Consider the following 14,893-nt stretch of genomic DNA (forward strand, 5'->3'; position numbering starts at 1 on the left):
ACCCATGCCAGCCCCGAAGCGTCCCGGCGCGATCCGCAAGAACAAGAAGGGCCCGCTGGTCGGCACCGGCGGCCACGGCCGCAAGGCCCTCGAGGGCCGGGGCCCCACGCCCAAGGCCGAGGACCGTCCCTACCACAAGGCGCACAAGATGAAGAAGGCCGCCGAGCGCCGGCAGAGCCCGGGCGGCCGCACCCCGGCGCGCTCCCGCGGCAGGGTGCAGGAGGACCTCGTCACCGGGCGGAACTCGGTGCTCGAGTCGCTGCGCGCGGACATCCCCGCCAAGGCCCTGCACGCGGCCAGCAAGATCGACGTCGACGACCGCGTGCGCGAGATCCTGCAGATCTGCGCCGAGCGCGGGATCACGATCCTCGAGGCCTCCAAGGGCGAGCTCGACCGGCTCACCAGCGACGCCGTGCACCAGGGCGTGGCCCTGCAGGTGCCGCCCTACGAGTACCAGGACGCCGTGGAGACGGCCCGCAAGCTCATGACCCAGTGGGAGAAGCGGCACGTCCGCCGCCCCCCGCTGCTGGTCGCCCTCGACGGGATCACCGACCCCCGCAACCTCGGCGCCATCATCCGCAGCGTCTCCGCGTTCTCGGGCAGCGCGGTGATCGTGCCCGAACGCCGGTCCGTGGGCGTCACGGCCTCCGCCTGGAAGACCAGCGCCGGCGCCGCGGCCCGCGTGCCCGTCACGAAGGCCGCCAACCTCAACCGCACGCTCGAGGAGCTCAAGGCCATGGGCTACTTCGTGGTCGGCCTCGACGGCGGCGGCGACGTCGAGCTGCCCGGCCTCGAGCTGGCCACCGAGCCCCTCGTCGTCGTGGTCGGCTCGGAGGGCAAGGGCCTGTCCCGGCTGGTCACCGAGAACTGCGACCAGATCGTGTCCATCCCCATCGACTCCACGATGGAGTCGCTCAACGCCTCGATGGCCGTGGGCATCACCCTGTACGAGGTGTCGCGACGCCGTGCTGGTGCCTGAGCCCCGGCGGCAGGACACCGGTCGGCCGTACGTCTCCCACCCCTACCCCCTCGGGGTCCACCCCTCGCACGAGCGCGACGGCAGCGCCAACGTGGCCGTCTACGCCCCCGGGATCCCCGACGTGGACCTCGTCTACCGGCTGCCCGGCGGGCGGTGGCAGCGGCGACGGCTCACCGGCCGCACCGGCGGGGTGCACCACGGGACGGTCCCGCCGGCCGAGCAGCAGCGGCTCTCGGAGACGGGCTTCGACTACGCGCGGCACCGGGACGAGGCCCCGGCCCTGCCCGCCGGCACGGAGTACGGCTTCGTCGCCGCCGACTCGCCGGTCGCCTCCCGCCACCGCGCCCCGGACCCCGCCGACCAGCAGATCCTGCTCGACCCCTACGGCAAGGGCCTGCGCCGGGTCGCCCCGCCGCCCGGGGTCGAGGACCCGGGCCCCGACGCCTACGGGGGACGGTACGTCTCCGTGGTCGTCCAGCAGGACTTCGACTGGGACGAGGACCGCCGTCCCGCCACCCCGTGGCGGGACACCGTGGTCTACGAGGCGCACGTCAAGGGCCTGACCGCCCTGCACCCGGACGTCCCGGAGGAGCTGCGGGGCACGTACGCGGGCCTCGCGCACCCCGCGATGACCGAGTACCTCACGTCCCTGGGCGTCACGGCCGTCGAGCTCCTGCCCGTGCACGCCCACCTGGACGAGCCCCACCTCACGGGTCTCGGGCTCAGCAACTACTGGGGCTACAACACGCTGGGCTTCTTCGCCCCGCACACCGGCTACGCGACCGAGGCCGCCCGCGCCCGCGGGCCGCAGGGCGTGCTGGACGAGTTCAAGGCCATGGTCCGGGACCTGCACCGCGCGGGCCTCGAGGTCTACCTCGACGTCGTCTACAACCACACCGCCGAGGCCGGCCAGGAGGAGCCCGCCTACTGCTGGCGGGGACTCGGCGACGAGGCCTACTACCGCCACGGCGAGGACGGCCGCTACGTGGACGTCACCGGGTGCGGCAACTCCGTGAACTTCGGCAACCCGCGGGTGGTGCAGATGGCGCTGGACTCCCTGCGCTACTGGGTGGAGCGCTGCCACGTGGACGGCTTCCGCTTCGACCTCGCCCCCGAGCTGGCCCGGGACGAGCGCCACCGCTTCACCCGCAACCACCCCTTCCTCGTGGCCATCGGGGCGGACCCCGCCCTGTTCGGCACGAAGCTGATCGCCGAGCCCTGGGACGTGGGCATGGGCGGCTGGCAGACGGGCCACTTCCCCGAGGGGTGGGCCGACTGGAACGACCGCTTCCGGGACACCGTGCGCGACTTCTGGCTCACCGGCCCCCGCAGCATGAGCCTGGGCGGGGACGGAGGCAACGCCGCACGGCTCGCCGGGGCGCTCGCCGGCTCCGCGGACCTGTTCGCGGCGTCCGGGCGCAGCGCCCTGGCGTCCGTGAACTTCGTGACCGCCCACGACGGCTTCACCCTGGCGGACCTCGTCTCCTACGACAACAAGCACAACCAGGACAACCTGGAGAAGAACCGGGACGGGACCAACGACAACCACTCGTGGAACCACGGCGTGGAGGGCCCGGCGCGGGACGTCCGGATCCGGGCCGACCGGGCGCAGACGGCGCGCAACGTCATGGCCACCCTGCTCTTCTCCCAGGGCGTGCCGATGATCACGGCGGGGGACGAGTTCGGCCGCACCCAGCGCGGGAACAACAACGCCTACTGCCAGGACAACGAGCTGTCCTGGGTGGACTGGCGGCTCACCCCGGCGGACCGCGCCATGCTCGCGGCCACCCGCTCCCTGGTGGGCGTGCGCGGGGAGTTCCTGGCGGGGCAGCCCTCCCACTTCCCGACCCGCCCCGACGAGGTGATGATGCACTGGTTCGGCCCGGACGGGACGGCCATGACCGCCACCGGCTGGCAGACCCCCGGCGCCCGGACCATCCAGGTGCTGATCGGCTCCCGGGGCGGCCGGGTGGCGGGGCTCATGGTGATCAACGGGGCGAGCGCCGACATGGCGATCACCTTCCCGCACCTGACGGACCTGCAGCGGCCGGAGGAGGACGGGCACCCCCTCGAGAAGACCGACGGCGTCTACTCGCTGGTGCACAGCACGGCCTCGGTGCTGCACGGGCGCTACGGCACGCGCTTCCGGGCGGGCCAGGCGCAGGGCGTCCCCGCCAGCTCGGTGACGCTCTTCCGGGTGCTCTGAGCCGCTGAGCGGGAGCGCCGCCGAGGAGGGACGGCGGAGGGGCCGCACCCCGGAACTCCCGGGTGCGGCCCCTCCGCGCGGTGCCGTGCCGCGTCGCCGGCGGCTCAGGCGTTGGCCACGAGCCCCAGCTCGGCCTTGTCGGCGAGCTCGGGGTGGGCCGGCAGCACCCGGACGGTGTAGCCGAACGGGCCCGAGCGGTCCACGGTGATCGTCCCGCAGAACTTGTGCCGCCCGCCGCCCAGGTCGCCGACGGGGCTCAGGGCCGCGTACTTGCGCTCGTGGATGTGGTCGGTCTCCGAGACCCGGCCGTAGCCGATCTCCGCGCACACGTCGTCCGGGCTCAGCGAGCCGAGCGAGACGTAGGCGCACACCGTGAGCTCGTCGCCGATCTGCGGGTCCTGGGCCACGCCCTCGGTGTCGACGTGCTCGACCGACACGTGGTCCCACGCCTGGCGCACGCGTCCCACCCACCGGGACTTGGCCCGGGCGGCCGCGTGGCCCTCCAGCGCGGCCCGGCGCCCGGAGACGGCGGCCGGGACGTAGAGCTGCCGCACGTAGTCCTCGAGCATGCGCTTGGCGGAGACCCGCGGGCCCAGGGTCGCCAGGGTGTGCTTGACCATGGCCAGCCACTGGTGCGGCACGCCGTCGGTGTTCGGGTCCGAGCCCTCCGCGGTCTCGCCGTAGAACCGCGGGGCCACGTGGTTCTCGATGAGCTCGTAGAGCGCCGCGGCCTCGATGTCGTCGCGCTCGTCCGGGTGCGCGCCCTCGTCGGCCGTCGGGATGGCCCAGCCGTTCTGGCCGTCGTACATCTCGTCCCACCAGCCGTCGAGCACCGACAGGTTCAGCCCGCCGTTGAGGGCGGCCTTCATCCCGGACGTGCCGCACGCCTCGAGCGGGCGCAGCGGGTTGTTCAGCCACACGTCGCAGCCGGGGAACAGGGTCCGGGCCATCGCGATGTCGTAGTTGGGGAGGAACACGATGCGGTGGCGCACCTCCGGGTCGTCCGTGAAGCGCACGAGGTCCTGGATCAGGCGCTTGCCCTGCTCGTCGGCCGGGTGGGACTTCCCGGCGACCACGAGCTGGACCGGGTGCTCCGGGTCCAGCAGGATCCGCTTGAGCCGCTGCGGGTCCCGCAGCATGAGCGTGAGCCGCTTGTAGGTGGGCACCCGGCGCGCGAAGCCGATCGTGAGCACGCCCGGGTCGAGGACCGTGTCGGTCCAGCCCAGCTCGGCGTCCGCGAGACCGCGCTTCTTCCACGACGCCCGCAGCCGGGCCCGGACGTCCTCCACCAGGCGGGCGCGCAGCTCCCGGCGGACGGCCCACAGCTCGGCGTCGTCCGCGGTGTAGATCCGGCGCCACCGCGCGGCCCGGTTCAGGTCGGGGCCCATCGGGTCGAGGGCCAGCTCCGCCATGCGCGGGTCGATCCACGTCATCACGTGCACACCGTTGGTGATCGAGCCGATCGGCACCTCGTCGGCGTCGAAGCCCGGCCACAGGCCCTGGAACATCCCCCGGGAGACCACACCGTGCAGCTTGGCCACGCCGTTGGCGCGCTGGGCCAGGCGCAGGCCCATGACCGCCATGTTGAACTTGGACCGGTCGCCGCCGTCGTAGTCCTCCGCGCCCAGGGAGAGGACCTGGGCCGTGGGCACGGACGGGGCGAGACCCGCGTCGAGGAAGTGCTCGATCTGCGCCTGCTCGAACCGGTCGATGCCCGCCGGCACGGGGGTGTGGGTGGTGAACACGGTGGCCGAGCGCACGGCGGTCAGGGCCTCGTCCCAGGTCATCGGCTCGGTCCCGTCCGCGGGGTCCATGAGCTCCGCGATCCGCTCGACGCCCAGGAACCCGGCGTGGCCCTCGTTGCAGTGGAAGACCTCCGGGGCCGGCGCGCCGGTCAGCCGGGAGAAGGCCCGCAGCGCGCGGATCCCGCCCATCCCCAGGAGCAGCTCCTGCTGGAGCCGGTGGTCGCCGCCGCCGCCGTAGAGGCGGTCCGTGACGTTGCGGGCGTGGTCGTCGTTGTCCGGGATGTCGGAGTCGAGCAGCAGCAGCGGGACGCGGCCGACGTCCGCCCGCCAGATGTGGGCGGACAGGGAGCGGCCGTTGGGCAGGGGCAGAGTGACCCGGACCGGGGTGCCGTCCTCCTCCCGCAGCAGCGTCAGCGGCATGCCGTCCGGGTCGAGCACGGGATAGGACTCCTGCTGCCACGCGTCGCGGGACAGGGACTGCTTGAAGTAGCCGTGCTGGTAGAACAGGCCGACCCCCACCACCGGCACGCCGAGGTCCGAGGCGCTCTTGAGGTGGTCGCCGGCGAGGATCCCCAGCCCGCCCGAGTACTGGGGGAGCACGGAGGTGACCCCGTACTCGGCGGAGAAGTAGGCGATGGCCCGCGGGGCGTCCTCCGTCTGGGTCCGCTGGTACCACAGGTCCTCGGTGAGGTAGCGCTCGAGATCGGCGTCCAGCTCCGCAATCCGGCGCACGGTGGCCGGGTCCTGGGCGATCTGCTGGATCTCCTCCCGGGTGAGAGAGCCGAGGAGCTTGACCGGATCCCCGTGCACCGCCTCCCACGCCTGGGGGTTGAGGTCCGCGAACAGCTGTTCGGTGGGCCGGTGCCAGGACCAGCGGAGGTTCCTCGCGAGCCGGCTCAGAGGGGCGATGGACTCCGGCAGCACGGTGCGCACGGTGAATCTACGGATTGCCTTCACGCCGTCAGACTACCGGTGCCGGGGCGCCGGACCCGGGCGCCACGGCCCAGCCGTGCTCCGGCGCGCCGGGCAGCTCCTCCGGCCCGGGGAGACCGGGGCGGCGACACCGTCCCACGGTTCGACAGCGGGCTTAACGATCGCCGGGTTTGTCGCTAACGTGGTCCAGGTGAGCCAAGCCAACACGCCGCCCCCGTCCGACCCGGCCCAGAGCCCGGCCGGCGCGCCCGCCCCCGACTCCTCGACGACGCCCGCCGTTCCCGGCGCCGGTGCCGCCGCCGCGGCGGCCGAGCAGCCCGCGAAGAAGGCGCCCGCGCGGCGCAGGGCCTCGACCGCCAAGAAGGCCCCGGCGGCGGAGGCCGCTGCGCCCGTGGAGGACGAGCCCGGCGTCGCCGTCGTCCCCGCCGCGGAGGCCGCGGAGCCGAAGCCCCGCGCGCGGCGGACCTCGACCACCCGGAGCGCGGCGGCCAAGGCCCCGGCCGCGAAGACCGGGGCCGCCAAGACCCCGGCTGCGAAGGCCCCGGCCGCGAAGGCCGGCACCACGAGGACGGCCGCCGCCAAGAAGGCCACCACGCCGCGGAAGGCGACGACCACGCGCCGGAAGGCCGCCGGCTCGGCGTTCTCCCGCGAGGACCTGGTCTACGGCCGGATCCCGATCGTCGGCGTCAGCCCCGTGGTCGAGGACGGGCGCTTCCCGGCCAAGGCCGTGCCGGGCGAGACGATCCGGGTGGGCGCCACCGTGTTCCGCGAGGGGCACGACGCCCTGGGCGTGACCGCGGTGCTGTACGACCCGCAGGGCGTCGAGGCCGAGCGCGTGCCGATGCGCCTGACCACCCCCGGCACCGACCGCTACGAGGCGTGGCTGACGCCGACCGCCGAGGGCGCCTGGACCTTCGCCGTCGAGGGCTGGGGCGACCTGTTCGAGACGTGGCGCCACGCCGCCGAGATCAAGGTGGGCGTGGGCCAGGACGTCGACCTCATGCTGGCCGAGGGCGTCGCGCTCTTCGACCGCGCCGCCGCGGAGCCGGGCCGCCCGGACTCCGACGCGGAGCTGTTCCGCTCGGTCTCGCGCACGCTCGGCAACGGCGAGCTGCCCGCCGAGCACCGGCTCGAGGCGGGCACCTCGGCCGAGGTGCTGGCCGTGGTCGCCGAGCGCCCCGTGCGGGACCTGGTCACCGAGAGCCGCCGGTACCCGCTGAAGGTCGAGCGGACCGCCGCCGGCCGCGGGTCCTGGTACGAGTTCTTCCCCCGCTCCGAGGGCGCCGTGTTCGACGCCGAGTCCGGCACCTGGACCTCGGGCACCTTCCGGACCGCCGCGGAGAGCCTCGACCGTGTCGCGGCCATGGGCTTCGACGTCATCTACCTGCCCCCGATCCACCCGATCGGCCGCGCCCACCGCAAGGGTCCCAACAACACGCTGGTGGCCGGTCCGCAGGACCCGGGCTCCCCGTGGGCCATCGGCTCCCCCGAGGGCGGGCACGACGCGATCCACCCGGACCTCGGCTCCTTCGAGGACTTCGACGGCTTCGTCGCCCGCGCCGGGGACCTCGGCCTCGAGGTGGCCCTGGACCTGGCCCTGCAGGCCTCCCCGGACCACCCGTGGGTCACGGAGCACCCGGAGTGGTTCACGACCCGCGCCGACGGCTCCATCGCGTACGCGGAGAACCCGCCGAAGAAGTACCAGGACATCTACCCGATCAACTTCGACAACGACCCCGAGGGCCTGTCCCTCGAGGTGCTGCGGATCGTGGAGCTGTGGATCTCCCACGGGGTCAGGATCTTCCGCGTCGACAACCCGCACACCAAGCCCCTGTGGTTCTGGGAGTGGCTGATCGGCACCGTCAACGCCAAGCACCCCGAGGTCGTGTTCCTGGCCGAGGCGTTCACGCGTCCCGCCATGATGCAGGGCCTCGCCCGGGTCGGCTTCCAGCAGTCCTACTCGTACTTCACCTGGCGCAACACCAAGAAGGAGATCGAGGAGTACCTGGCGGAGGTCAGCCACGAGACCTCGGCGGTCTACCGGCCGAACTTCTTCGTCAACACCCCCGACATCCTCACCGAGTACCTGCAGTTCGGCGGGCCCGCGGCCTTCAAGATCCGCGCCGTCCTGGCCGCCACCGGCTCCCCCCTGTGGGGCGTCTACGCCGGCTACGAGCTCTACGAGCACGTGGCCCGGGCAGGGGCCGAGGAGTACGTGGACAACGAGAAGTACGAGTACCGGCCCCGTGACTTCGCCGGCGCGGAGGAGCGCGGCCAGTCCCTGGCCCCGTACCTCACGCGGCTCAACGAGATCCGGCGCCGGCACGCCTCGCTGGGCGACCTGCAGAACCTCACGGTGCAGTCCACGTCCGACGACGCCCTGGTCGCCTACACGAAGACCAAGACGGTGCGGCACGGGGGCTCGAGCTACAAGGACACGGTCGTCGTGGTCGTCAACGTGGACCCGCACGCGGTCCGCGAGGGCACCGTGTGGCTGGACCTGGAGTCCCTGAACCTGGACGACGCGGACTTCAACGAGGACGGCAGCTTCTGGGTGGACGACCTGCTCAGCGGGAACTCCTGGAAGTGGGGCACGCACAACTACGTGCGGCTGGACCCGCACTACGATCCCGCGCACGTCCTGCACATCCGCCGCAACGTCAAGTAGGGGCGCCACCGCACCCCGTCGGGGCCCTCCTGGGCACACTGCCCTGGAGGGCCCCTCCCGAAGCACCGATGGTCTCCGACCCACCCGTCCGAAAGGCGGCACCCCCGCATGAGCATCTCGCCGTACTCGCTCAACGCCCCCGGCATCTCCCACGACCCCGACTGGTTCCGCAAAGCGGTGTTCTACGAGGTGCTCGTCCGGGCGTTCTCTGACGCCAACGGTGACGGCTCAGGCGACTTCTCCGGCCTGATCGACAAGCTGGACTACCTGCAGTGGCTGGGCATCGACTGCCTGTGGATCCCTCCGTTCTACGAGTCGCCGCTGCGGGACGGGGGCTACGACATCTCCGACTACTACTCGGTCCTGGACGAGTTCGGGACGATCAGCGACTTCAAGCGGCTCGTGGCCGAGGCGCACGCCCGCGGGCTGCGCGTGGTCACGGACCTGCCGCTCAACCACACGAGCGACCAGCACCCCTGGTTCCAGGCCTCCCGCGAGGATCCGGACGGACCGTACGGCGACTTCTACGTCTGGTCGGACACGGACGAGAAGTACCAGGACGCCCGGATCATCTTCGTGGACACCGAGGAGTCGAACTGGACGTTCGACCCGATCCGCCGCCAGTTCTTCTGGCACCGCTTCTTCTCGCACCAGCCGGACCTCAACTTCGAGAACCCCGCCGTGGTCGAGGCCGTGTTCGACGTGGTCAAGTTCTGGCTCGACATGGGCATCGACGGGTTCCGGGCCGACGCGATCCCCTACCTGATCGAGGAGGAGGGTACGAACTGCGAGAACCTCCCGGGCACCCACGACTTCCTGGTGAGGCTGCGGGCCATGATCGACGAGGAGTACCCGGGCCGCGTCGTCATCGCCGAGGCGAACCAGATGCCGCACGAGGTGGTGGAGTACTTCGGCACCGAGGAGAGCCCGGAGTGCCACATGTGCTTCCACTTCCCGATCATGCCGCGGATCTTCTACGCGCTGCGCGACCAGAAGGCCGCCCCGATCGTGGAGACCATGCAGGAGACGCCGGACATCCCGCGCGGCACCCAGTGGGGGACGTTCCTGCGCAACCACGACGAGCTGACCCTCGAGATGGTGACCACCGAGGAGCGCCAGGCGATGCTCGGCTGGTACGCCCCCGACTCCCGGATGCGCGCCAACGTGGGCATCCGCCGCCGGCTGGCGCCCCTGCTCGACAACTCCCGCGCGGAGATCGAGCTCATCCACGCGCTGCTCATGTCCCTGCCGGGCAGCCCGTTCCTGTACTACGGGGACGAGATCGGGATGGGCGACAACATCTGGCTCGACGACCGGGACGCGTCCCGCACGCCGATGCAGTGGACCCCGGACCGCAACGCCGGATTCTCCAAGGCGGACCCGGGCAAGCTGTACCTGCCCGTGGTCCAGTCGCTGGTCTACCACTACAACCAGGTCAACGTGGAGGCGCAGCTGGCGTCGTCGTCGTCCCTGCTGCACTGGATGCGCCAGATGCTCGCGGTGCGCAAGGCGCACCCGGCCTTCGGCCTCGGCTCCTACGTCGGCGTGGAGACCGACCACGACTCCGTGCTCGCCTTCCTGCGCGTGCTCCCCGACGCGGAGACCGACGACGGGCGCGGCGAGACCGTGCTGTGCCTGTTCAACCTCGCCCACACCCCCGCGTGCGCGCGGATCCGGCTGCCCCAGTTCGCGGGCCGCGGGCTGCGCGAGCTCTTCGGCGGCGACCTGTTCGGCGAGGTGGACGAGGCCGGGGAGTACCGCATCACCCTCGGCAGCCAGGACTTCTTCTGGCTGCGCCTCCGGGCCGCTCCCCGCGACGACGGCACGCACCCCCAGACCACGGCCATGCCGATCATCACCGCGTCCCCGACGTCCTGAGCGCGTCCCCGCGTCCGTCCACCTCCACGCCCGCCCCGGAAGGACCTGATCCCATGACCGACCAGCACCCCGACGAGCTCCTCGACCTCCTGCGCCGGTGGCTGCCGCGGCAGCGGTGGTTCCCCTTCGCGGACGGCGGCGCCGGCGTGGAGCTGCGGGTCGTCGCCCAGCTCGCCCTGCCGGACCAGGAGGGCGCGGGCGCCCGGATCCTGCTGCTGGAGGCCTCCGAAGGGGCGCGCACCGAGCTCCTCCAGGTGCCGCTGACCTTCCGCGCGGCGCCCCTCGAAGGAGCCGAGCGCTTCCTCGTCGGGGAGCTGGCGCCGGCCGCGGCCGAGGACCCCGGGGCGGACGGAGCCGAGGAGGAGGGCCCCGCGCCCCGCCGGGCCGCGCGCTTCCTCCGCGAGCGGGCCGCCCGCGCCGGCCGTGCCGTGGCCCACCGCACGGGCCTGCCGCTGCCCGGGGCGGAGGACGCCGTGGCCGGTCCCTGGGTCTACGACGGGGTCGGGGACCCGGTCTTCGTCGGCCCGGTCCTCGAGCTGATGCAGCGCGCGGAGTCGGTGAGCTCCGGCCCCCTGGGCCTGACCGTGACCGGTGCGCACGGCGACGCCCTGAGCGTCACCTACGCCGTCGACACGCCCCAGCAGGTGCGCGTGATCTCCAGCGAGCAGTCGAACTCCTCGGTGATCCTCACCCCGCCCTCGGGCCGGGAGGACGCCGACACCGTGATCGTGAAGTTCTTCCGCGTGCTGGGGGAGGGCGACAACCCGGACGTCGAGGTGGGCCGCGAGCTCACCTCCCTGGGCTGCCCCGCGGTGCCGAGCACCTTCGGGTGGCTCGACGCCCGCTGGCGCTCCGGGCTGAGCGCCGTGCAGGGGCAGCTGGCCGTGGCCACCGAGTTCCTGGCCGGCTCCGCCGACGCGTGGGCGCGGGCCGTCGAGGCCGCGGAGCAGGGCGCGGACTTCTCCGAGGAGGCCCGGGAGCTGGGCCGCACGACCGCGCGCGTGCACCGCGACCTGGGCCGCGCCTTCGGCTCGGAGACGCCCGACGACGCCGCCCGCGCCCGTCTCCTGAACGACCTCGGGGGACGCCTGCGCTGGGCCCGCACCGAGACCGGCTCCCTGTTCTCGGACCACGCGGCCGCCCTCGACCAGCTGATCACGTCCCTCGACGACGTTCCGGAGCTGCCCCCGCTGCAGCGCATCCACGGCGACTACCACCTGGGCCAGGTCCTGCAGACCGAGGACGGGCAGTTCAAGGTCCTGGACTTCGAGGGCGAGCCGCTGCGCGCCATCGAGGAGCGCACCCGCCCGGACGTCGCCCTGCGAGACGTGGTCGGCATGCTGCGGTCCTTCGACTACGCCGCCGCCTTCGGCGCCCGTGCCGGCGCGCAGGACGCGGAGGAGTGGGGCCGGCGTGCCGGCGACGCGTTCCTGGCGGGCTACGAGCAGGGCGCGGGGCACGCGGTGGACCGCGGTTCCCCGCTGTTCCTGGCGCTGTGGCTGGACAAGGCCCTGTACGAGGTCGTCTACGAGCAGCGCAACCGGCCCGACTGGGTGGACGTGCCCGCCGCGGCGGTGCGCCGTTCACTGGAGAGCCTCCGGTCGCGTAGCGTGAACCCTGATACCGCCGGTGCGGACCCCGTGCCCGGCACCGACCACGACGACGACAGCTCCCGCTCCGCGCGGCACATCTCGGCGGAACCGGGAACGGAAATCGAGGACGCAGTGAGCGCCAGCACTCCGCAGGACCGATCCGACCCCGTCCAGAGCTCCCGCCCGGCCCCGGCCGGCCACGACGTGGCCCCGGCGGGCCCGGTCCCCGTGGCCGAGCACCTGCTGGCGGCGGTGTCCGAGGGCCGCCACCACGACCCGCACAGCGTCCTGGGCGCCCACCTGAACCCGGACGGCAGCGTCACCGTGCGCACGCTGCGCCGCTTCGCGACCGCCGTGGCCGTCGTGACGCAGGACGGCACCTTCGAGCTCGAGCACGAGTGGGGCGGCATCTTCACGGGAGTGGTCCCCGCGCACGAGCCGGGGCGGATCCCCGACTACCGCGTGGACGTGACCTACCGGGACCTCGAGCCGCAGCGGATGGACGACCCGTACCGCTTCGGGCCGACCCTGGGCGAGCTGGACCTCCACCTGATCGGCGAGGGACGCCACGAGACGCTGTGGAACGTCCTCGGCGCGCACGTGCGCCGCTACCCCTCCGCGATGGGCGACATCACCGGTGTGGCCTTCGCCGTGTGGGCGCCCAACGCCCAGGCGGTCCGGGTCATCGGCGACTTCAACGGCTGGGACGGCAGCGAGCACGCGATGCGCTCCCTCGGGTCCTCGGGCGTGTGGGAGATCTTCGTCCCGGGCCTCGGCTCCGGGGCCACCTACAAGTTCCGCATCCTCGGCCGGGACGGCGGCTGGCGCGAGAAGGCGGACCCCATGGCCTTCGGCACCGAGGTGCCGCCGTCCACGGCGTCCCGCGTCTTCGAGTCCGAGTACGAGTTCCAGGACGACGCCTGGATGGCGCGCCGGGCGACGACCGATCCGCACAACGCGCCCATGAGCGTCTACGAGCTGCACATCGGCTCGTGGCGGAAGGGCCTCGGGTACAAGGACCTCGCGAAGGAGCTCGTCGAGTACCTGACCTGGCAGGGCTTCACGCACGTGGAGTTCATGCCGGTGGCCGAGCACCCGTTCGGCGGCTCCTGGGGCTACCAGGTCACGTCCTACTACGCACCGTCCTCCCGCTTCGGCAGCCCGGACGAGTTCCGCTACCTCGTGGACAAGCTGCACCAGGCCGGCATCGGCGTGCTCGTGGACTGGGTCCCGGGCCACTTCCCGAAGGACGAGTGGGCGCTGGCCCGCTTCGACGGCGAGCCCCTGTACGAGCACGCCGACCCCCGCCGGGGCGAGCACAAGGACTGGGGGACGCTGATCCCCGACTACGGCCGCAACGAGGTCCGGAACTTCCTGGTGGCCAACGCGTCCTACTGGCTCGAGGAGTTCCACGTGGACGGCCTGCGCGTGGACGCGGTCGCGTCCATGCTCTACCTCGACTACTCGCGCAACGAGGGGGAGTGGGAGCCCAACGTCTTCGGCGGCCGGGAGAACCTCGAGGCCATCGCCTTCCTCAAGGAGGCCAACGCCACCGCGTACAAGCGCACCCCGGGCATCGTGATGATCGCCGAGGAGTCGACCTCCTACCCGGGCGTGACGCGCCCGACCGACGCGGACGGGCTGGGCTTCGGGCTCAAGTGGAACATGGGGTGGATGAACGACACCCTCGAGTACATGGCGGAGGACCCGGTCAACCGGTACTACCACCACAACAAGCTCACGTTCTCGCTGGTCTACGCGTTCTCGGAGAACTTCCTGCTCCCGATCTCCCACGACGAGGTCGTCTACGGCAAGGGCTCCCTGCTGCGCAAGATGCCGGGCGACCGGTGGCAGCAGCTCGCCAACGTCCGCGCGTACCTGGCCTTCATGTGGGCCCACCCCGGCAAGCAGCTGATCTTCATGGGCACGGAGTACGCCCAGGAGTCCGAGTGGTCACAGGAGCACGGCCTGGACTGGTGGCTCTCCGAGACCCCGCCGCACAAGGGGGTCCAGGAGCTGGTGCGCACCCTCAACGGGATCTACCGGGAGACGCCCGCGCTGTACGAGCGGGACAACAACCCCGCCGGTTTCGAGTGGATCGACGCCGCCGACGCCGGGCGCAACACCCTGTCCTTCACCCGCTGGGACGAGCAGGGCAACCCGCTCGTGTGCGTGGCGAACTTCGCCGGCAACCCGCACGAGAACTTCCGGCTGGGCCTGCCCTGGGCCGGTGAGTGGGTCGAGGTGCTCAACACGGACTCCGAGCACTTCGGCGGGTCCGGGGTGGGCAACCTCGGCAAGGTGACCGCCACCGAGGGCGCGCACAACGGCAACCCCGCATCGGTCGAGCTCACCGTTCCGCCGCTGGCGGTGCTGTACCTCAAGCCGGCCGAGCACTGAGCCGGCCGCGCCCGGCGGGCGCGGAGCGGAGCAGCGGCGGAAGGGCCCGGATCCTCGGATCCGGGCCCTTCCGCCGTCCGGACCCCGCTCCGGAGCACGGCCGGGGCCGTGGCAGCGGGGCCGGGACACCCGGTTTGCACGGGCCGCGGAAAGCGGGTAACTTCTTCCAAGTCGTCGCGGCGAGGAACTCCTCCGGGAGAACCACGGGACGACGATCCCGCTCCGGACCGTCCGCACCGAGCAGCCAGCGAGTTGCACGGGAACGGAAGAGTGTTAGGGTGGGAGATTGTGAGCTTCGCCGGAAGGCGGCGCCGTCACGATCGGGTAACCAAGAGTTCACCCGAGATTGACCGGGGTCGACCGGAAGGGCTAAGGTTGCAGAGCACTCCGGCAGCAAGGTGTCAAGTCAGACACGCTGACCGGTCTGTTGTTTGAGAACTCAATAGTGTGCCATGTTTGTTGATACCGAATGTTTTTTCGGTTGATGGGTTG

6 protein-coding genes are annotated in these 14,893 nt (G+C 72.2%); 5 read left to right on the forward strand and 1 reads right to left on the reverse strand.

The window, feature by feature from the left end; translation table 11 throughout:
- Nucleotides 1–4: 4 nt before the first annotated feature.
- Together rlmB and glgX are read left to right on the forward strand one after the other, a co-directional pair.
- Nucleotides 5–979 carry a 23S rRNA (guanosine(2251)-2'-O)-methyltransferase RlmB gene (gene rlmB / locus RCG67_RS10275; RefSeq protein WP_058875344.1) on the forward strand — a complete coding sequence of 325 codons (975 nt, stop codon included), beginning with the start codon at nt 5–7 and terminating at the stop codon, nt 977–979.
- Nucleotides 966–3,185 carry a glycogen debranching protein GlgX gene (gene glgX, locus RCG67_RS10280; RefSeq protein WP_368826022.1) on the forward strand — a complete coding sequence of 740 codons (2,220 nt, stop codon included), beginning with the start codon at nt 966–968 and terminating at the stop codon, nt 3,183–3,185. Before rlmB ends, glgX begins: the two co-directional genes overlap by 14 nt.
- Before the next feature lie 104 nt (nt 3,186–3,289).
- On the opposite strand, the gene glgP is transcribed toward glgX, so the two are convergent.
- Complete coding sequence (gene glgP / locus RCG67_RS10285) at nt 3,290–5,887, reverse strand: alpha-glucan family phosphorylase (RefSeq protein ID WP_368826023.1); 2,598 nt, start codon at nt 5,885–5,887, stop codon at nt 3,290–3,292.
- A 157-nt stretch (nt 5,888–6,044) separates the two neighbouring features.
- Between glgP and RCG67_RS10290 the strand changes: the two genes are divergently transcribed.
- The 3 genes from RCG67_RS10290 (at nt 6,045) to glgB (ending at nt 14,401) form a co-directional block, all read left to right on the forward strand.
- A complete protein-coding gene (locus RCG67_RS10290) occupies nt 6,045–8,531 on the forward strand; it encodes an alpha-1,4-glucan--maltose-1-phosphate maltosyltransferase (RefSeq protein ID WP_368826024.1) in 2,487 nt (828 codons plus the stop codon).
- A 108-nt stretch (nt 8,532–8,639) separates the two neighbouring features.
- A complete protein-coding gene (gene treS, locus RCG67_RS10295; RefSeq protein ID WP_368826025.1) occupies nt 8,640–10,409 on the forward strand; it encodes a maltose alpha-D-glucosyltransferase in 1,770 nt (589 codons plus the stop codon).
- Between the two features lie 53 nt (nt 10,410–10,462).
- Nucleotides 10,463–14,401, forward strand: coding sequence for a 1,4-alpha-glucan branching protein GlgB (gene glgB / locus RCG67_RS10300; protein ID WP_368826026.1), 3,939 nt, complete (start codon nt 10,463–10,465; stop codon nt 14,399–14,401).
- Nucleotides 14,402–14,893 lie beyond the last annotated feature (492 nt).

The sequence above is a fragment of the Kocuria cellulosilytica genome (assembly GCF_040981245.1).
Taxonomy (GTDB): Bacteria; Actinomycetota; Actinomycetes; order Actinomycetales; family Micrococcaceae; genus Kocuria; species Kocuria cellulosilytica.

Coding starts and splice junctions, on each gene's coding strand:
- treS (WP_368826025.1), top strand. CDS start 8,640: ATGAGCATCTCGCCGTACTCGCTCAACGCCCCCGGCATCTCCCACGAC.
- rlmB (WP_058875344.1), top strand. CDS start 5: ATGCCAGCCCCGAAGCGTCCCGGCGCGATCCGCAAGAACAAGAAGGGC.
- glgB (WP_368826026.1), top strand. CDS start 10,463: ATGACCGACCAGCACCCCGACGAGCTCCTCGACCTCCTGCGCCGGTGG.